17 protein-coding genes are annotated in these 18,347 nt (G+C 64.2%); 10 read left to right on the top strand and 7 right to left on the bottom strand.

The window, feature by feature from the left end:
- Nucleotides 1–9 precede the first annotated feature (9 nt).
- The 4 genes from VOM14_RS05515 (at nucleotide 10) to VOM14_RS05500 (ending at nucleotide 4,607) form a co-directional block, all read left to right on the top strand.
- Entirely contained in the window at nucleotides 10–1,017 is a 1,008-nt protein-coding gene (locus VOM14_RS05515; protein WP_327627731.1) for an ABC transporter permease, read from the top strand.
- Nucleotides 1,014–1,883: an ABC transporter permease gene (locus VOM14_RS05510; RefSeq protein WP_327627730.1), complete on the top strand. Its 870-nt coding sequence runs from the start codon at nucleotides 1,014–1,016 to the stop codon at nucleotides 1,881–1,883. Before VOM14_RS05515 ends, VOM14_RS05510 begins: the two co-directional genes overlap by 4 nt.
- Nucleotides 1,880–4,012 carry an ABC transporter ATP-binding protein gene (locus tag VOM14_RS05505; RefSeq protein WP_327627729.1) on the top strand — a complete coding sequence of 711 codons (2,133 nt, stop codon included), beginning with the start codon at nucleotides 1,880–1,882 and terminating at the stop codon, nucleotides 4,010–4,012. The genes VOM14_RS05510 and VOM14_RS05505 overlap by 4 nt, the downstream gene beginning before the upstream one ends.
- Before the next feature lie 112 nt (nucleotides 4,013–4,124).
- Entirely contained in the window at nucleotides 4,125–4,607 is a 483-nt protein-coding gene (locus tag VOM14_RS05500) for a hypothetical protein (protein WP_327627728.1), read from the top strand.
- Between the two features lie 36 nt (nucleotides 4,608–4,643).
- Here VOM14_RS05500 and VOM14_RS05495 read toward each other — a convergent pair whose 3' ends face one another.
- The gene (locus VOM14_RS05495) at nucleotides 4,644–5,489 is read right to left on the bottom strand and encodes an aldo/keto reductase (protein ID WP_327627727.1); all 846 of its coding nucleotides are present in this window, start codon (nucleotides 5,487–5,489) and stop codon (nucleotides 4,644–4,646) included.
- Nucleotides 5,490–5,664: 175 nt separating this feature from the next.
- On the opposite strand from VOM14_RS05495, the gene VOM14_RS05490 reads away from it, so the two are divergent.
- Entirely contained in the window at nucleotides 5,665–6,411 is a 747-nt protein-coding gene (locus VOM14_RS05490) for a GntR family transcriptional regulator (RefSeq protein WP_327627726.1), read from the top strand.
- Nucleotides 6,412–6,426: 15 nt separating this feature from the next.
- Here VOM14_RS05490 and VOM14_RS05485 read toward each other — a convergent pair whose 3' ends face one another.
- Nucleotides 6,427–7,836: a CoA transferase gene (locus tag VOM14_RS05485; protein WP_327627725.1), complete on the bottom strand. Its 1,410-nt coding sequence runs from the start codon at nucleotides 7,834–7,836 to the stop codon at nucleotides 6,427–6,429.
- A gap of 47 nt (nucleotides 7,837–7,883) precedes the next feature.
- Nucleotides 7,884–8,189, bottom strand: a complete 306-nt coding sequence (locus VOM14_RS05480) for a DUF2917 domain-containing protein (RefSeq protein WP_327627724.1) — start codon at nucleotides 8,187–8,189, stop codon at nucleotides 7,884–7,886.
- A gap of 153 nt (nucleotides 8,190–8,342) precedes the next feature.
- Between VOM14_RS05480 and VOM14_RS05475 the strand changes: the two genes are divergently transcribed.
- The 3 genes from VOM14_RS05475 to VOM14_RS05465 all read left to right on the top strand — a co-directional run bounded on the left by VOM14_RS05475 (nucleotide 8,343) and on the right by VOM14_RS05465 (nucleotide 12,852).
- The gene (locus tag VOM14_RS05475; RefSeq protein WP_327627723.1) at nucleotides 8,343–9,755 is read left to right on the top strand and encodes an aminotransferase-like domain-containing protein; all 1,413 of its coding nucleotides are present in this window, start codon (nucleotides 8,343–8,345) and stop codon (nucleotides 9,753–9,755) included.
- Nucleotides 9,756–9,873: 118 nt separating this feature from the next.
- Nucleotides 9,874–11,334 (top strand): multidrug transporter subunit MdtD, encoded by a 1,461-nt coding sequence (gene mdtD / locus VOM14_RS05470; protein WP_327627722.1) that lies wholly within the window; start codon nucleotides 9,874–9,876, stop codon nucleotides 11,332–11,334.
- 243 nt (nucleotides 11,335–11,577) lie between these two features.
- On the top strand, nucleotides 11,578–12,852 hold the full coding sequence (locus VOM14_RS05465; protein WP_327628111.1) for an EAL domain-containing protein: 1,275 nt from the start codon (nucleotides 11,578–11,580) through the stop codon (nucleotides 12,850–12,852).
- Here the strand turns inward: VOM14_RS05465 and VOM14_RS05460 are convergent.
- A complete protein-coding gene (locus tag VOM14_RS05460) occupies nucleotides 12,808–13,983 on the bottom strand; it encodes a sigma-70 family RNA polymerase sigma factor (protein ID WP_327627721.1) in 1,176 nt (391 codons plus the stop codon). The genes VOM14_RS05465 and VOM14_RS05460 overlap by 45 nt on opposite strands.
- Nucleotides 13,984–14,180: 197 nt before the next feature.
- Here VOM14_RS05460 and clpP point away from each other — a divergent pair, with 197 nt between their 5' ends.
- Nucleotides 14,181–14,840 carry an ATP-dependent Clp endopeptidase proteolytic subunit ClpP gene (gene clpP, locus VOM14_RS05455; RefSeq protein ID WP_327627720.1) on the top strand — a complete coding sequence of 220 codons (660 nt, stop codon included), beginning with the start codon at nucleotides 14,181–14,183 and terminating at the stop codon, nucleotides 14,838–14,840.
- Here clpP and VOM14_RS05450 read toward each other — a convergent pair.
- Nucleotides 14,817–15,011, bottom strand: coding sequence for a hypothetical protein (locus VOM14_RS05450; protein ID WP_327627719.1), 195 nt, complete (start codon nucleotides 15,009–15,011; stop codon nucleotides 14,817–14,819). The genes clpP and VOM14_RS05450 overlap by 24 nt on opposite strands.
- On the opposite strand from VOM14_RS05450, the gene VOM14_RS05445 reads away from it, so the two are divergent.
- On the top strand, nucleotides 15,010–16,557 hold the full coding sequence (locus tag VOM14_RS05445) for an NYN domain-containing protein (protein WP_327627718.1): 1,548 nt from the start codon (nucleotides 15,010–15,012) through the stop codon (nucleotides 16,555–16,557). The genes VOM14_RS05450 and VOM14_RS05445 overlap by 2 nt on opposite strands.
- A 123-nt stretch (nucleotides 16,558–16,680) precedes the next feature.
- Here the strand turns inward: VOM14_RS05445 and VOM14_RS05440 are convergent, their stop codons facing one another.
- Nucleotides 16,681–17,256: a glycine zipper family protein gene (locus tag VOM14_RS05440; RefSeq protein ID WP_327627717.1), complete on the bottom strand. Its 576-nt coding sequence runs from the start codon at nucleotides 17,254–17,256 to the stop codon at nucleotides 16,681–16,683.
- A gap of 305 nt (nucleotides 17,257–17,561) precedes the next feature.
- Nucleotides 17,562–18,140: a superoxide dismutase [Fe] gene (gene sodB, locus VOM14_RS05435; RefSeq protein WP_327627716.1), complete on the bottom strand. Its 579-nt coding sequence runs from the start codon at nucleotides 18,138–18,140 to the stop codon at nucleotides 17,562–17,564.
- Nucleotides 18,141–18,347: the final 207 nt, after the last annotated feature.

Below are 18,347 nucleotides of genomic sequence, written 5' to 3'. Positions count from 1 at the left end.
ACGTTCACGATGTCGAGCACAGTGAATCCTCCCGCCTCCGCGCCGAACGGCAACGCCGGGCGCGTCGCGCGTTTTCTCGCGACGCGCGTCGCGCTCTCGCTGATCACACTGTGGCTCTTGTCCGTGATCGTGTTCGCGGGCGGACAACTGCTGCCGGGCGACATCGGCCGCGCGGTGCTCGGCCCGCTCGCCGACGCGCGCGCGGTTGCCGCGCTGAATCATCAACTCGGCGCCGACCGTCCGCTGATGACGCAATACGCCGACTGGATTTCGCATTTCGTGCGCGGCGACATGGGGCTCTCGTACGCGTATCGCGAAGCCGTGGGCCCGTTTATCGCCGACGCCCTCGCGCATTCCGCGAAGCTCGGCTTGCTTGCGTTCATCGTGGTCGTGCCGCTCGGCATCGCGGGCGGCGTGTGGTCCGCCATGCACGCGGGACGCTGGCTCGATCGCACGATCAGCATTGCCGGATTATCGGCGACCGTGGTGCCGGAATTCGTGTCGTCGATCGTGCTGATTCTCGGGTTCGGCGTGTGGCTGCGCTGGCTGCCGATTGAGGCTTCGTATCCGCCCGACGCTGGCGCGCTCGAACAATTGCGCCATCTGATTCTGCCGGTGCTGCCGCTCGTGCTGGTGTTCTTCGGCTATATCGCACGGATGGCGCGCGCCGGTACTGTCGAAGCGCTCGACGCCGATTACACGCGCACCGCGATCCTGAAGGGCTTGCCGCGCCACATCGTGATCTGGCGGCACGTGTTGCGCAACGCGTTGCTGCCGACCATCACCGTGGCCGCCACGCAGCTAGGCTACATGATCGGCGGGCTCGTGGTGGTCGAGACGCTGTTCCGCTATCCGGGCATCGGCTCGCTGATCTACAACGCCGCGAAAGCGAAGGACTTCCCCATGCTCGAAGCCGGCGTGCTGACCATCGGCGTGGTCTACACCGTCGCCAATCTGATTGCCGATGCGTTGCACGTGCTGCTCAATCCGCGCCTGCGCGTGAGGAGCGCCGAATGAGCACGATCGTCCCGCCCGCCGCGCCGCGTGTCGCGAGCGAGCCGCGCTTTCATCAGTTGCGTGTGCTGCTGCGCTCGCCGACATTCGTGGTGGGCGCGGTCATCGTGTTGTGGTGGATCGTGTGTGCGATTGCCGGGCCCTGGTTCGTGCCCGTCGATCCGTATGCGTCCGATCCGCTCAATTCGCTGACGCCGCCCGACCACGCGCACTGGTTCGGCACGGATCAACTCGGCCGCGACGTGTTTTCGCGCGTGATCGTGGGCGCGCGCGACATTCTCACCATCGCGCCGCTCGCGACGCTGCTCGGCACCGTGGCGGGCACGGCGCTGGGTTTGATGGTCGGCTACTTCGACGGCTGGGTCGACGACGTGGTGGGCCGCGCAATCGACGCCGTGCTCGCGTTGCCGCTCGTGATCGTCGCGCTGCTCGCGCTGGCCGCCGTGGGCGCGTCGAACTTCACGGTGATACTCGTCATCGGCATCACGTTCACGCCGATCACCGCGCGCACCGTGCGCGCCGCCGTGTTCGCCGAGCGGCATCTGGACTACGTGGCCGCCGCGCAGCTACGCGGCGAGCGCGCGCCGTACATCATGTTCGCGGAAATTCTGCCGAACGTGCTGCCGCCGATCATCGTCGAGGCCACCGTGCGGCTCGGCTACGCGATCTTCGCGGTGGCCACGCTGTCGTTTCTCGGCTTCGGCATTCAGCCGCCGTCCGCCGACTGGGGCCTCACGCTGTCCGAGTCGTACACGCTGATGGCGGGCGGCGCATGGTGGACCGTCGTGTTCGCGGCCGGCGCGATCGCCACGCTGGTGGTCGGCGTGAACCTGATCGCCGACGGCGTGCAAGGTGTGCTCGACCGATGAACGGACCGCCGCCCTCCTCTTTCCCCGCCTTCGACGTGTCGAAGAGCGACCGCACGGATGCGCTGACCGTGGTCGGCCTCACGGTCACCTACCGGATGCGCGGACGCGACCGCGAAGTGCTTCAGGACGTTTCATTTCGCGTGCGGCGTGGCGAAGCGTATGGCCTCGTCGGCGAATCGGGCTGCGGCAAATCCACGGTTGCGATGGCGGCGCTGCGCTATCTGCCGCGCAACGGCAAGGTGAAGGCGGGCAAGATCGTGATCGCCGGCGCGGATGTGCACAAGCTCGACGCCGACGCGCTGCGCACGATGCGCGCCAATACGATCTCGATGGTCTATCAGGACCCCGGCCGCGCGCTGAATCCTTCGCTGACGATTGCGCGGCAAGTGTCCGAAGCCTTCGAGGCCGCCGGGCTCGCGCGCGACGAAGCCTTGCAACGCGCGCTGGAGATGCTGCACCGCGTGCGCATTGCATCGCCCGAACGCGTGATGGACAGCTATCCTCATCAATTGTCGGGCGGCATGCAGCAGCGCGTCGTGATCGCCATGGCGCTCGCGTCGAACCCGGCGCTCCTGATTCTCGACGAGCCGACCACCGGCCTCGACGCCACCGTCGAAGCGGAAGTGCTCGACCTCGTCGCGCACTTGCGCGCGGAACTCGGCACGGCCATTTTGTTCATCAGCCACAATCTCGCGGTGATCGGGCGCATGTGCGAGCGCGTCGGCGTGCTGTACGCGGGCAAGCTCGTCGAGGAAGGCGCGACAGAAGACGTGTTCACGCGGCCGCGTCATCCGTACACGGTCGGGCTGTTGCGCTGTCTGCCCACGGCGGGCCGCAGCAAGGACATCGAGCGGCTCGACACGATTGCCGGCGGCCTGCCGCCGCCGGGTTCGGTGACGCAAGGCTGCATCTACGCGGAGCGCTGCCGTCTCGCCGACGACCGCTGCCGCCGCGAAGCGCCGCCGCCGTATCGCGTGAGCGCGGCGCATGGCGATCAGATGTCGCGTTGCCACTATCACGAGCGCGCCATCGAGCTGCCGCGCGCGAGCGCGCAAGCGCTGCCTCGGCAAGACGGCGCGGACGCCGGCGCGAAACCGCGCGTGCCGGTGCTGCGCGCCGAACAATTGTCGAAGACGTTCCATGTGTCCGGCGCCGCGCTGCGCGCCGTCGATCGCGTCTCTCTCGACCTCGCGGCCGGCGAGACGCTCGGGCTCGTCGGCGAATCCGGCAGCGGCAAGACCACGCTCGCCAAGCTGATGCTCGGCCTGCTCACGCCCGACGCCGGCAGCGTGCTCGAACTCGACGGCGCGCCGCTCGCCGCGCGCGTCACGCGGCGCAACGGCGAGCAGGTCAAGTCGTTGCAGATCGTGTTCCAGAATCCCGACTCCGCGCTGAACCGCGCGCATTCGGTGAAGCGGCTGATTGGCCGCGCGTTGTCGCGTCTGGCCGCGCTGCGCGGCGCCGCCATCGACGAACGGCTGGCCACGCTGACCGCCGCCGTGCGTTTGCCGGAGCGTTATCTCGGCGCGCGCACGCGGCAGCTTTCCGGCGGACTCAAGCAGCGTGTGGCGATTGCGCGCGCGTTCGCGGGCGAGCCGCGCGTGGTGGTGTGCGACGAGCCGACGTCCGCGCTCGACGTTTCCGTGCAGGCCGCGATTCTGAACCTGCTCGCCGAACTGCAACGCGAGCGTGGCGTGAGCTATGTGTTCATCTCGCACGATCTGCATGTCGTGCGCTATCTGGCGGATCGCATCGCGGTGCTGTATCTCGGCAGGCTGCTCGAAATCGGACCGGCCGCGGCGGTGTTCGGCGGCCCGCAGCATCCTTATACGGAGGCGCTGTTGTCTTCCGTGCCGACACTCGACGGCCCCGCAAGCAAGGCTCGCATTTGCCTCTCGGGCGATCTGCCGAGCGCCGCGTCGCCGCCGTCCGGCTGCGTGTTTCATACGCGCTGCCCGCGCAAGCTCGGCGCGATCTGCGAGCAGCAAGATCCGCCGTTTGCCGAGGCCGGCGACGGCGCCACGCATCTGATCCGCTGCCACATTCCCGCCGATGAGTTGCGCGTGCTGCAAGCCGCCTCGCGCGACGAGGCGAACAACGTTCCGGACGACAGCCAGCCGGTTCGGTAAAAACGCCGGACGCGGCGCGTCGGCGAAGGTGCACGGCGCTCGCCGCGCCTGGAACCAAAGCGCGGCAATTGCCTCATATCAGATTCAACGTTCGATATGAGGGCACCACAACATGCAACGAAACGTCCCCCGCTGCGCGCCGCGCGCGGTCACCGGCCTCGTCATGGCCGCGGCACTCGGCCTCGCATCGCTCGCTCATGCGCAAACCGGCGCGCAACCAGCCGCACCGGCGGCTCAGCCGATGTCGCCCACGTTGTCGCAAGCCGCGCCGCCAGTCGATCCCAGCTTCTCCGCCTATTCGCTCGCGCAAACCTGCAAGCAGAAAAGCGATAACGTCGCGCAAGGTCAATGTGTCGGCGCGATCCGCGGCATCATTCACGGTTATCAGTACGGCGTGCTGTTCCTCGGCCAGCGCACGGCCTTGCCCGCCAACGAAACGCAGCGCGTGTCGCTGTGTCTGCGCAATACGCCAGTCTCGTCGATCGTCGACGAATTCGTCGCGGACGCGGGTCAGGTCAACGAAGATTCCCTCAAGCACACGCCGGCCGAAGTCGCGGTGCTCGGTTCGGTCCACATGCATCACAGTTGCAACTGACCGTGCGCGGCGAACCTCACGCGGCGAGCGCCGCGCTCACAGCATTTCCAGCGGACGCTTGCCGCGCGGCGGCTTGAAGTAGCCGTCGATGGCGGCGACTTCTTCCGGATCGAGCCGCAGTTGCAGCGCGCGATAGTTGTCGCGCACATGCTCGACGCGGCTCGCTTTCGGAATCGCGACCACGTCCGGCCGCGTCAGCACCCACGCGAGCGCCACCTGAAACACCGAGACGCCGCGCGCGCTTGCAATGTCGTCGAGCGGCGAGCGCTTCGGCAGACGCGCGTGATCGACGGGGCTGTAGGCCATGGCCGGCATCCTGTGTGCTGCGAGCCACGGCAGCAGGTCGAACTCCGGCCCGCGCCGCGCGACGTTGTAGAGAATCTGGTTGGTCGCACATGCCGCGCCGCCGGTCGTCGCGACGAGTTCTTCCATGTCGTCGGTATCGAAGTTGCTCACGCCCCAGTAGCGAATCTTGCCCGCCTCGCGCAGCGCCTCGAAACCCGCGACCGTCTCCGCGAGCGGCACCGACCCGCGCCAGTGCAGCAGATACAGATCGAGCCGGTCGGTCTTCAGACGTTTGAGACTCTGCTCGCACGCCGCGATCACGCCGCGCCGGCTGGCGTTATGCGGATACACCTTGCTCACGAGAAAAACCTGTTCGCGCAGTCCCGCTAGCGCTTCGCCCAGCAGCGACTCCGTCGCGCCGTCGCCGTACATTTCGGCGGTGTCGATCAGCGTCATGCCGAGTTCGACGCCGCAACGCAGCGCGTCGATTTCAGCCGCGCGGCGCGACGGCTGCTCGCCCATTTCCCACGTGCCCTGGCCGAGTTTCGGAATGCGCTCGCCGTCGGGCAAGCTCACGTTTGCGATATCGCTCGTCATGCTGACTCCCTGAAGTGGCTGAAGGTGGCTGCGGTGGCTGAATAGGCGGCTGCAAAATTCGTATCGACGAGTTTAGCGGTTGCGGCGGCATCGAACCGGGCACCAGGCAAAAGCCCGCTATAACGCGCGGCGCCGATGTCTTAGAATTGCTCCTCGCCCTTCTTGCGTAAGCCCCATGACCTCTGCCTCGGAAGACCGCTGGCGCGACCTGCGCCCGGACCCGGAAAACGACACGCCGCTCTATCTGCAACTTGCTCGCAAGCTCGGCACGGCGATTCACGAAAACCGCTGGAACGCCGGCGAAGCGCTGCCTTCGGAGCGCGTGCTCTCGGAAGCGCTCGGCGTCTCGCGAATCACCTCTCGCAAGGCGATCGCGCTGCTCGTCGAGCAAGGCTTGATCCGGCGCACGCAAGGCGCCGGCAGTTTCATCACGCCGCGCTATGAAGATCCGCTATCGCGTCTGTCGAGCTTCAGCGAAATGCTGCGGCGGCGCGGTTTCACGCCGAGTTCCCAGTGGCTCTCGCGCGAAATCCTGCCGGCCAATCGCGAAGAAGTGATCCAACTCGGGCTTTCGCCGGCTGCGGCCGTGACGCGTCTAAGGCGCTTGCGTCTAGCCGACGGCATTGTGATGGCCGTCGAAAATTCGACTTTTCCGGCAGCGGTGATTCCCGATCCGCAGGCTATCGGCGATTCGCTGTACACGTATCTCGAACATCGCGGACTGACGATCGTCCGCGCGCTGCAACATTTCCGTGCGGTGAACGCGAACGAAGAGATCGCGCAGCAGATGAGCATCGCGCCGAACGAAGCGCTGCTGCTCATCACGCGCGTGGGCTACACCGCCGATCAGCGCGCGATCGAATTGACCGACACGTATTGCCGCAACGATTACTACGACTTCGTGGCGGAGTTGCGCAAGTAGTCGCGCGGCGGCGCATCAAACCCACTTCGCCTCATGCGCGCCGATCCGCGACGGCGGTAGCGCGAAGAATGCCGGTGTCTCTTCGAGCTGTTCGGCCGGCCGCACGGCCTCGACACGGCCGAATTCGGATTGCACGGTATCGAGGCAATCGCGCACGCCATCGTGCGAGACATCGGGCGCTCTAAAGCCCTCGGCCATTTGCCCGAACGATTGCAGCCAGCGGCCTGTCTGCGCGAGCGACACCTTCACGTGCCAGCTTCCGCCTTCGGCCGCGCGCCGCGCCAACGCGGCCATTGCGCCGAACGCGGCGAGATAGCCCGTCGCGTGATCGAGCGCCTGACAAGGCAGGTGCTTCGGCTCGCGCCAACCCGCCGCCTGCTGTTCGGTAAAGGCAATGCCGCTCGCGGACTGCACGAGACTGTCGAAGCCGCGCCGCGACGCCCACGGTCCCTCGTATCCATACGCGCACACCGACACATAGACGATGCCGGGGCGCAAGCGCGCGATATCGTCGGGACCGAAGCCGCGCGCGGCCAGTGCGCCCGGACGATAGGCCTGCAGAAAGACATCGGCATCGCACGTCAACGCGCCCAGCGTTTCACGCCCGGTTGCGTCGCGCAGATCCACCAGGGCAGAGCGCTTGCCGCGCCCATTGTCGATCACCAGCGGCGCGATGTTCGGCAGATGCGGACCGTTGATAGTCAACACCTGGGCGCCATGCTGCGCGAGCGCCCGCCCGGCCACCGGTCCCGCGATAATGCGCGACAGATCCAGCACGCGCACGCCCGACAGCGGGCGGCTTGCGCCGTTAAGCGAGGGCATTGCGGACGTTGCGGGTGGTTCGGACGGTTCGGCGCCGATTCGCTCGATCTCGAAGAGCGGCATGCGCGCGATGGCTTTTGCCTGGTCGAGCGCGGCCCATTCGTCGAGCGTGCGGATCAGCGCGGCGCACAGGCCCGCATCGGCGAGCGTCTGGTCGAGCGTCGCGCCGTCCCAGCCGCGAATTGCCGCCGCCACCGCCGCGCGGTCGTTCCCGCAGCCGAGCACCGTCAACACGCCTTGCAGATGATGCGCGAAATTCGTATGCAGTTGAATCCAGCGGCCGTCCCGCGTCTCATAGAAGCCCGTGACGGGATCGCGCAGCACGGGCGGCGGACCGTCGTCGATACGCAGATACCGCTCGCTGCGAAACGAAGCGAGCGCGCGCCGCATGTCGACCGTCACGCGCTGCCTGCGCCCCGTTCGCAACCGATGAAATTCCGCCGCCGCCAACCCCGTCGCGCCGATGGTCGCCAAAGCCAGCGCGCCGACGCGATAAACCGACGGCAGCCCCGGCTCCGAGCCGATGAGCGAAATCGAGCGAAGCGCGGCGGGGTCGCAGCCGGCGAGCGTCCAGATGTGGTCGAGCGCGAGTTCGGGCGTCATGGTCTTTACGCTTGAGCAGAGGGCGTGACCTGAGTGTAGGCCAGGTTTCAGGCCGCGCCGAGCCAGCGCGGCAACCGGTCCCGCGCCGGCACGCCCGGCTTCGCCTTCGTCTTGCCTCGCTCCGAACCGCTGGCGAGCGCGAAGCGCGCGCCAGCTTGCCCGGCGCTGATCCACGCCACCGCCCGCCGGGACAGCTCGACCGATTCGCCGGTCGCGAGCCAGTAATCCGCGCTGTCGCCTTCGACGGTCAGCCAGATTTCGCCCGAAATCACCTTGAAAGTCGACGGGCGCGCGACACGCCACGCCGACGTGGGCTCGTCATGTTCCAGCTCGAAAATTCGCACTTCACGCATGGCCGTTCTCCTTCAAAGAACTTTTCTGTTGTACCGATTATTGACGTGCGATGATCGGAGACCCATGCACACTTCCGAACACTTTCATCGGAACTGTTCAGTCGAAAAACCGGACAGTTGGCCACGCGCCATTGTTCGGAGAAGGAAAAACGTATGCGACTCCAGATTCAGCTTGATCGAGAGAATGGCGTACCGCTCACCGAGCAGATCGTGGCGGGCGTCACCACTTGGATACGCTCGCGCAGTGCGCATCCCGGCTCGAAGTTGCCGTCGATCCGCCAGTTCGCCGCCGATTTCGGCGTGAGCCGCTTTCCGGTTATCGAGGCTTATGACCGGCTGGTGTCGCTCGGTTACGTCGACTCGCGTCACGGTTCGGGCTTCTATGTGGCCGACCGGCCGCCGGGCGGCACGCCGTGCGACGGCACCTCGGACCCGCGTCGCGCCGAGGACGAATCCGACCATTTGCTCCAGCAGTTCAACCATCCCGGCGAAACGCTGAAGCTCGGCAGCGGCTTTATTCCCGAAACGTGGCGGGACACGGACGGCATCGCCCAGGCGATCCGGCACGTGTTGCGCACCGACCCCGCGAGCATGGTCGACTACGCGACGCCGCTCGGCAATCTGAGCTTGCGCGAACATTTGCAGGCGCGAATCGCGCAACTGGGAATTCGCGCGGACACGTCGCAGATTGTGATCACCAACGGAGCGAGCCAGGCGTTCGATCTGCTGATGCGCTACATGCTGAAGGCGGGCGACACGATCTTTGTCGAAGACCCCGGCTACTACAACCTGTACGGCCTGCTGAAGCTGCACGGCGTGCGGCTGATCGGCATTCCGCGCACGCGCAGCGGTCCCGATCTCGACGTGATGCAGGCGCAATTGAAGCTGCACCGGCCGAAGCTCTTCTTCATCAACACGGTGTTCCACAATCCGACGGGAACCACGGTTGCGCCGCCCGTGGCGTTCCGGCTGCTGCAACTGGCACGAGAGCACGGCTTTACGATCATCGAAGACGACATCTACGCCGATTTTCAAACCGACATCACGGACCGGCTCGCCACGCTCGATCAACTCGAACATGTGATTTATATCGGCGGGCTGTCGAAGACGCTGTCGTCGTCGTTGCGGATCGGCTGCGTGGTGGCGAGCCACGCGATCATCAAAGATCTCGTCGACATCAAAATGCTGACGAGCATCGGCGGCTCGCTCTTCGCGGAAGTGGTGACGGCGTCGTTGCTGGAGCGCGGCGCCTATCGCAAATACCTCGAACGATTGCGCCGCCGCATGCGCGACGCGCTCGGCTCGACGATCCAGACGCTCGAAGATTGCGGCTGGGAAGTGTTCGAGAAGCCGGTGGGCGGCAAATTTCTGTGGGCGCGGGTGCCGCACGTGGACAATGCCGAACGTCTCGTGGAATGCGGCGCGCCGTTGGGCGTCACTGTTGCGCCGGGCAGCTACTTCCGGCCGGCCATGGAAGTGAGCCCGTGGATCCGAATCCATGCGGCCTTCGGCAATGAGCCGCGCGCGCAGGCGTTTTTTCGGGCGGCGGCGGCGTTGGGGGGATAGAGGGCGAGGGTTTGGGGTTGGCTTGACACCCTTCGCCCGGTTCCCGACGCGTGGCCTTCCCTGCGTCGGCAGCGGCTTTTCCCTAGAATAGCGAGTCCTCGCCCGCCCCTCTGCGTCTATGCCTACGCCGCCGACTTCGCCCGCCTCCGCAACTGCCGCACCCATCGCGGCTTCCGCCCGCTCGCTCACAGTCATGCTGTGGCTCGTCGCCACCGGCTTTTTCATGCAGACGCTCGATTCGACCATCGTCAACACCGCGCTTCCCGCGATGGCGACGAGCCTCGGCGAGTTGCCCTTACGCATGCAGTCAGTGGTGATCGCCTATTCGCTGACGATGGCCGTGATGATTCCCGTGTCCGGCTGGCTCGCGGACAAACTCGGCACTCGGCGGGTGTTCTTCAGCGCGATCCTCGTGTTCGCGGTCGGCTCGCTGCTATGCGCGAACGCCCATACGCTGAACCAGCTTGTGGTGTATCGCATCATGCAAGGCGTGGGCGGCGCCATGCTTCTGCCGGTCGGGCGGCTCGCGGTGCTGCGCACCTTTCCGGCAGAGCGCTATTTGCCGGCGCTTTCCTTCGTTGCCATCCCCGGATTGATCGGTCCGCTGATCGGTCCGACGCTGGGCGGCTGGCTCGTCAAGTTCGCGTCGTGGCACTGGATCTTTCTGATCAACGTGCCGGTGGGCGTCGCCGGATGCATCGCCACGTTCGTCTTCATGCCGGATAGCCGGAACGAACAGGTCAGCAAGTTCGACGTCAAAGGCTATCTGCTGCTGATTGTAGGCATGGTGGCGATCTCGTCCGCGCTCGACGGTCACACCGAATTCGGCATCCAACACGCCACCGTGCTGGTACTGCTGATTCTGAGCCTTGCCTGTTTTGTCGCTTACGGCTTGCATGCCGTGCGCGAACCGGCGCCCATTTTTCCGCTCGATCTCTTCAAGATTCACACGTTCAGCGTCGGACTGCTGGGCAATCTCTTTGCGCGGATTGGCACCGGCGCGATGCCTTATCTGATCCCTTTGCTCTTGCAGGTGAGTCTTGGCTATAGCGCATTCGAAGCCGGCATGATGATGCTGCCGGTCGCGGCCGCGGGTATGGCGTCGAAACGGCTCGTGACGAAACTGATCGTTCGGTACAGTTATCGCAGCGTGTTGATGGTCAACACCATCCTTGTCGGTTTGATGATGGCAAGTTTCTCGCTCACAAGTTCGGGGCAGCCTCTGTGGCTGCGGGTTGTACAACTGGCGATCTTCGGCGGCGTCAACTCGATGCAGTTCACCGCGATGAACACATTGACGCTCAAGGATCTCGGCACCGGCGGCGCAAGCAGCGGCAACAGCTTGTTCTCGCTAGTGCAGATGCTCTCGATGAGCCTCGGCGTGACCGTTGCCGGCGCGCTGCTCGCCACTTTCACCGGCCTTTTGCCGCGCGTGACTGCAGCAAACTCGCTGCCCGCCTTTCACGCGACGTTCCTGTGCGTCGGCATCATTACCGCGGGCTCGGCGTGGATCTTCGCGCAACTGTCGCCAGACATTCGCACTCCGGCCAAGAAGACGGACCCGTCCGAGCGCACCTAACCTTTTCCCGCCGTACTCACCTCTGACTCACAACGGGGCGCTACCCGCACCAGCACGGTGCGAATAACGACGCCAGCGCCCTTCTTGACGCACAATTGACAGGGCGCGCGCCGACCATGGCGCTCGCACGCGGTCTTTCTGCATGCGCATAAATCTTGCTCGGCTATCCTATAAACTTACGTATCACGCGTGCACGCCTCTCCTTCAGCGTGCAATGGCGGCGCCACTCACACGACTGACATGATGAGCATGATCGAACTCGATCCTCCCGGCTTCCAGCCTCCCCGTCCGATGGCCGGCGACGAGGGCTCCCGGCGCACCGTTCTGTACGGCGGCTACACCGTCTTCAGCGTATTTCAGCCGGTTTTCTCCGTGTCGCACCGGCGCGCGATCGGCTACCACGCATCGCTGCGCGCGCACGACGAACATACACACCAGGTTCCCTCGCACGAGGTCTTCACTCAAGCCGCGCGCCGCGGCGACCTGCTCGAACTCGGCCGGTTGGCGGAGTCGCTCCATCTCGGCAACTTCAATGCGTTCGACAGTCACGACGAATGGCTCTTTCTGAGTCTGCATCCTGCCGCGCTGATGGACACCAGTTACGGCGACGCGCTCCTCGCCGGTCTCAAGGCACTGGGTTTGCCACCGCAACGGGTGGTGCTTGAGGTGTCCGAACAGGCTGGCGGCGAGACCACGCGATTTGCTGAAATCATCGATGCGTTGCGCAAGTCCGGCTTCCTGATCGCGCTGGACGGTTTCGGCGCGAAGCATTCGAACATTGACCGTGTGTGGAATCTGCGCCCGGACATTGTCACGCTCGATCGCTGCATTCTTGCTCAAGCCAGCGAGCACTCGCACATTGAACGCGTGCTGCCCGGACTGGTCTCGCTGTTGCATGAGTCCGGCCAGCTGGTGCTGATGGGCGGGCTGACGACTGAACGCGATGCGCTGATCGCCCTCGAATGCAACGTGGATTTCGTGCAAGGCGCGTTCTTTGCAGGCCCGAGCGTCGAGCCGGTGAAGCAGCAAACGGCGACCGGCTTGATGGACGCGCTCTCCGCAGCGCTGCGCAAGCGCGTTGCAGCGCGCGAGCGCGCGCAGTCGGCGCGTCTCGCACCGTACGTGAGCGCGCTCGAAACAGCAGCAGCACAGCTGGTGGCCGGTCATTCTGCCGCCGACGCGACCGCTCCTCTGCTCCATCTCGGCGAGACGGCGCGTTGCTTCATTCTGGATGGTTCCGGCCGGCAGATCGGCGATAACGTGCTGCCGCCAGGACGGGCCTCCCAACGCGCCAAACGCTTTCGCCCGCTGTTGCATTCGGAAGGCGCAAGCTGGGAGCGCCGGCCCTATTTCATCCACGCGATGCGCGTGCCCGGTCAGGTGCACCTCACTCCTCCTTATTTGTCGATCAATGAAGCGCATCTGTGTGTGACTGCCTCGATTGCCGCGCACACGCCAGGCGGCACGCAGGTGCTATGCGTAGACATCAACTGGGACGTCGCGGCTCATCGCAACTGAGTTCAGCGGCCGCTGCCTGATTCGCTCCAGCAGGTTCGTGACGGCCGTGCGGCCCAGCACGCGGTTTGCGGCCTGCAATCGCGCGGCGCTCGTCACGGCGCGCAACGAAACAATCTTTTGAGAGCCACCGATCGGGCCACAGCCCGCACCTGGCAGTTCGTCTTTCGTCGCGCGCCGTTTGCCGCCTGTCACACCGTTCTGCCAAGTTTCCGTGGACACGTCGATCAGCGCGACGACCTGGCCCTCGACAAGCAACGCGATGGACGGCGCTCCGTCTACCGACACCAGTTCAGCATGACTCGCCTGACGCGCGAGCGACGTCAACCGCTCCATCCAATCGCCTGACGCGGATTCGTGATCGCAGGTGAACGCGTGCGTCGACGCGAGGGCGATGGCCTGCGCTCGTGCGCTTGCCGCCGCATGGGCTGCGGCCTTTGCCGGCGCAAGTGCCGACGTCAGCGCGCGCGAACCTGCCGGCCTATTCATCAGCCCATCCACCGGCTCGTCGCTGACCACTTCCGGCGCGTCGCTAAACAGGTTGAGCAGGCCCGCGCGGTCTTGCGCCTCAAGCGCCGTACGCAAGCGTTCGACGATCCGTGCATGCGCCTCCGGATCGGGGCGCCGCAACGGCGCACCCGCGCGCTGCAAACGCGTTCTTGCACGATGAACTAACTGCCGGCAACTGGCCGACGTGCGCTCCAGAATTTTGCCGATCTCCGCGTAGTCGCAATCGAACGCTTCATGCAGCACGAAGGCAGCTCGCTCGTCCGGTTTAAGACGCTCCAGCAACAGCATCACGCCGTACGACATTTCCGCCGCGCGCAAAGCAAGTTCTTCCGCCGATGGCGCGACTTCGTCAAGCCAGGGCTCGGGTAGCCAGCCCGTGGATTGAGTCGCCCGTTCGCGCTGCACGTTTCGCAAACGGTCGATCGCCGCGCGCGTGGTGAGCGTGGTGAGCCACGCAGCCGGGGTCTGCACCCCGCGGGTATCGGCAAGATGCCATTTCAGCCAGACGTCCTGCACAACGTCTTCCGCTTCCGCGCGACTGCCGAGCATTCGGTACGCCAACGCGAGCAGACGGGCGCGCACCGCCCCGAAGCTGGATGCCTTGTCGATTTCCTGTTCTTTCATGCGTGGACCTCCAGATCGTGCGTGGTGAAAAGCGCGTGCGCTGCCTTGACTCTCCGGCGCGCGCCGCAAAAAGGCATCCGTTGCAGCTTGACGGTTGGGCGCGGCGCTGCGTGACACGCCTGCGAAAAAATATTTTCTGTCACATCGCCGCCGGCGGGAACGTCATAGGGACAGCAGCCCACTTCCACGAGGCAAACATGCATTCCAGCCATCCACCTATCACCGGTCTCGGTCTCGTGCCAACCGTGATCGAGCAATCCGGCCGCGGCGAGCGGGCGTATGACATCTATTCACGTCTGCTGCGCGAGCGCATCGTGTTTCTGGTCGGGCCGGTCAGCGAGCAATCGGCCAGCCTGATTGTCGCGCAATTGCTGTTTCTGGAATCCGAAAATCCCGACAAGGACATTTCGTTGTACATCAATTCGCCAGGCGGGTCCGTGTACGACGGCCTCGCCATTTACGACACCATGCAGTTCATCAAGCCGGAGGTGTCCACGTTATGCACCGGCTTCGCGGCCAGCATGGGCACATTCCTGCTGTGCGCGGGTCAGCGCGGCAAGCGATACGCATTGCCCAACGCGCGCATCATGATCCATCAACCTTCGGGCGGCGGGCAGGGCACGGCGGCGGACATCGAGATTCAGGCGAAGGAAGTGCTCTATTTGCGAGAGCGCCTGAATGCCATGATGGCCGAACGCACTGGGCACAGCATCGAAGAAATCGCTCGCGACACCGACCGCGACAATTTCATGTCGGCGCTTGCTGCAAAAACATATGGCCTCGTCGACGAGGTTCTGAATACGCGAGCGGCGCTGAGTTCCCCGCCAATTGCATCAGGCACACGTCATGACGTGTAGTCTGCCGCTCAATTCGCCGATCGCATGGTCGAAACGCTCATGGCCTGGAGGGTCGCTGGGCGCGTCATCGGCACACACGCCGTTCAGACAAAAGCTGATCACCTTCGCTGGAATCGCTATCATGGTCGCGATTCGTCGAACTTCGACGACCGCTTCAATGGAGATATACATGGCGGCATCCAACGAAACCGTCAGCATGGCGCTGTTTTGCGACTTCGAAAACGTCGCGCTGGGCGTGCGTGACGCGAAGTACGACAAGTTCGATATCAAGCTGGTGCTCGAGCGTTTGCTGCTCAAAGGCAGCATCGTCGTGAAGAAGGCGTATTGCGACTGGGACCGCTACAAGAGCTTCAAAGGCGCAATGCACGAGGCCAATTTCGAGTTGATCGAGATCCCGCACGTGCGCCAATCGGGTAAGAACTCAGCGGACATCCGGCTCGTGGTCGACGCGCTCGACCTTTGCTACACGAAGTCACACGTCAATACATTCGTGATCATCAGTGGCGACTCTGATTTTTCGCCGCTGGTCTCGAAACTGCGTGAGAACGCCAAGCAGGTGATTGGGGTTGGCGTGCAGCAATCCACTTCAGACTTGCTAATCGCAAATTGCGACGAGTTCTTTTTCTACGACGACCTCGTGCGGGAAAGTCAGCGCGCCGTCGCCAAACGGGAATCGTCGCGTCCGCAGAAAGCCGCCCAGCCGACAGCCAAGCCATCACCGGACGAAGAGAAAAGCCGGAGCAAGGAAGACCTCGAAAAACGCCGCACCAAAGCCGTCGAGATCGCGGTGCAAACGTTCGACGCGCTCGCGTCCGAGCGAGGCGACAGCGGCAAGATCTGGGCATCGGTACTGAAGAACGCGATAAAGCGCCGCAAGCCTGATTTCAACGAGACGTACTATGGTTTTCGCGCATTCGGCAATCTGCTCGAAGAGGCGCATGCGCGTGGGTTGCTGGAATTCGGCCGTGACGAAAAGTCAGGCGCGTATGTATATCGGAGCACGGGCCCGCACTTACCGAGTGAAAACGCGGGCGAGGCTGTCGATACTGCAGACGTACCCGAACAGGTTGATGAGCCGCAGCTTGTGGAAGCAGTGACCACGGAGACGACCGGAAAGCAGGATTCGCGCCGTCGCGGCCGAGGCAATCGAAAAGGAGGCCGGACCCACGAAGGTGCTGTCGAAGGTGCTGTCGAAGGTGCAATCGAAGGTGCGCCTGAAGCTGCGCAGGATGTCGCGAAAAGGCCAGTTCAAGCCGGACGCGCTGAGAATGAGTACAGTGCGACGGCCCATCGCAATGCGGATACCGAGCCTGATCACAGGCAAGCGCACCTCAGCGCAAAGCGTTCGTCCGAGTCCGAGTCACCGCAAGCGCCGGCAGGCGCGGAACTCCTGACCGATTTACCGCAAGCACATGCGGTACAACCGGACAACGCGCTCGCTCAAGCAGATATCGCCGCAAGCGCCGAAGTGCACAATGCCGAGAACACGCCGCGGGGGCGTCGCAAGCCGCGGGAACCACGCAAGCCGGCGGCGAAGAACACAAAAAGGACGAAAGCCGGAGAATCGGCTGACATCGTGGAAACCGCGCTACCCGTAGCGGAGCCTTCAGCCATCGAGCAGGAAGCTCCCGCGCCAAAGAAGAAAGCCGGGCGCAAAACAGCGCCGCCTCGCAACCGCCGGCCGCGCAAGACTGCGGTAAGCAACGACGCCGAATAAGCGCAACGAGAGAGTAGACGCATCGTGCATGTAGTCCCATGCAGTCCCATGCACGATGCTCCACTTGAAACCCCGCTGCATCCCAAGCGCCGCGATCTCGCCTAATCGCTCAGCGGCTCACCATCAGTAGTACGGATAAGGCGCATAAATGACAGGCGGCGGCCCGTAATAGCGCGGCCGCGGCGCCATATAGACCGGCGGGGGTGCATACATGGGCTGCGGCACATAGACCGGCACTTGAGGCTGCGAGATCGTGTTGCCCTTGGACGTCATGCACTGCGCGTAGGCGGCGTCGTAGCGTGCCTGCAGGCTGTTCGCCGAATACTGCGCGCCGTTTGCGCCCGCAGCGCCGCCGACCAGCAAGCCACTACCCGCGCCGATTGCCGCGCCCGCCCCCGCGTTTCCGGCTGCGGCCCCAATCAGCGCGCCGACGGCCGCGCCGCCCCATGTGCCGACGGCTGCGCTGTTCACGCTATTCGTGGTCGCGCTCTGCGAGGCTCCGGTGACATCGGACGAATGGAAGGCGTAGTCACGACAAGCGTAGTCGTCTTGCTGGAACTGACTCAGCGGCTCGCCGCTATGCGGCATCGCCACGATCGAAGGGCCGTTTGGCGGGACGACGGCACAGCCGCCAAGCAGCGCGAGCGCAACGGCCCCCACAGGCAGCGCGATGCGTACCGGCTTTAGAGTTGAAATCATGATGGCGCGGATAGCTTGAGTTTGGAAAACACACGTTAGGCCAATCTACGCGAATGATGTTTACCGAACAGTTACCGTATGTTTGGCGCTACCGCGCAAAGCAGCGCCAATGGATCGAGCCGCGCGTCGCATTTTCCGGCGAGGTTACGAACGGTGACAAAGATTGTGTAAGCACAGGAACCACCGCACACAGGCAACGCGTCCGAAAAGCAAAAAGCCCTCACATGGAGGGCTTTTCTTCGTGCATGCAGTGGTGGTCAGCGCGAGGAACACAACGACGCCGTAGCCAGGCGCTTGTCAGCAACTCACGCGAAATTCTTCGACGCGAATTCCCAGTTGACGATGTTCCAGTAAGCTTCAACGAACTTCGGACGCGCGTTGCGATAGTCGATGTAGTAAGCGTGTTCCCACACGTCGATCGTGAGCAGCGCCTTGGCGTCCGTGGTCAGCGGCGTAGCGGCGTTGCTCGTCGACACCAGGTCGAGCGAACCGTCCGCCTTCTTCACGAGCCATGCCCAGCCCGAACCGAACGTGCCGACTGCGGTCTTCGCGAACTCTTCCTTGAACTTGTCGAACGAACCCCACTTGGCGTTGATCGCGTCAGCCAGCGCGCCGGTCGGCGCACCGCCACCTTGCGGCGACAGGCTGTTCCAGAAGAACGTGTGATTCCACACTTGAGCTGCGTTGTTGAACATGCCGCCCGACGACTTCTTCACGATTTCTTCGAGCGACAGGTTCTCGAAGTCCGTGCCCTTGATCAGATTGTTCAGGTTGGTCACATAGGTCTGATGATGCTTGCCGTAGTGAAACTCAAGCGTCTCTTCCGACATGTGCGGAGCGAGTGCGTTTTTCGCGAACGGCAGCGGCGGGAGCGTATGTTCCATGGTGCTTTCCTTCTCGGTATCTGTTGTGGGGAGTCTGCGGATAACGCTGTAGAGCACTCGATTGTAGGCGACTTGGAATAACCCCGCAAACCAACGGACTTTATGCCCGGCATCCGCGATGAGCCCGTAAAAACCGCGTAATTCCTGCTTGCGCGCAGCGTGTCGCTGCTCGCGCGGACAGTCAAAAGTACGCGCGCGCAATGTGTC

The organism is Paraburkholderia sp. MPAMCS5, from assembly GCF_036016995.1.
In the GTDB taxonomy this organism is placed as follows: domain Bacteria; phylum Pseudomonadota; class Gammaproteobacteria; order Burkholderiales; family Burkholderiaceae; genus Paraburkholderia.
Note: the sequence above shows the minus strand (reverse complement) of the source record. Positions and strands in the feature narration are given on the sequence as shown.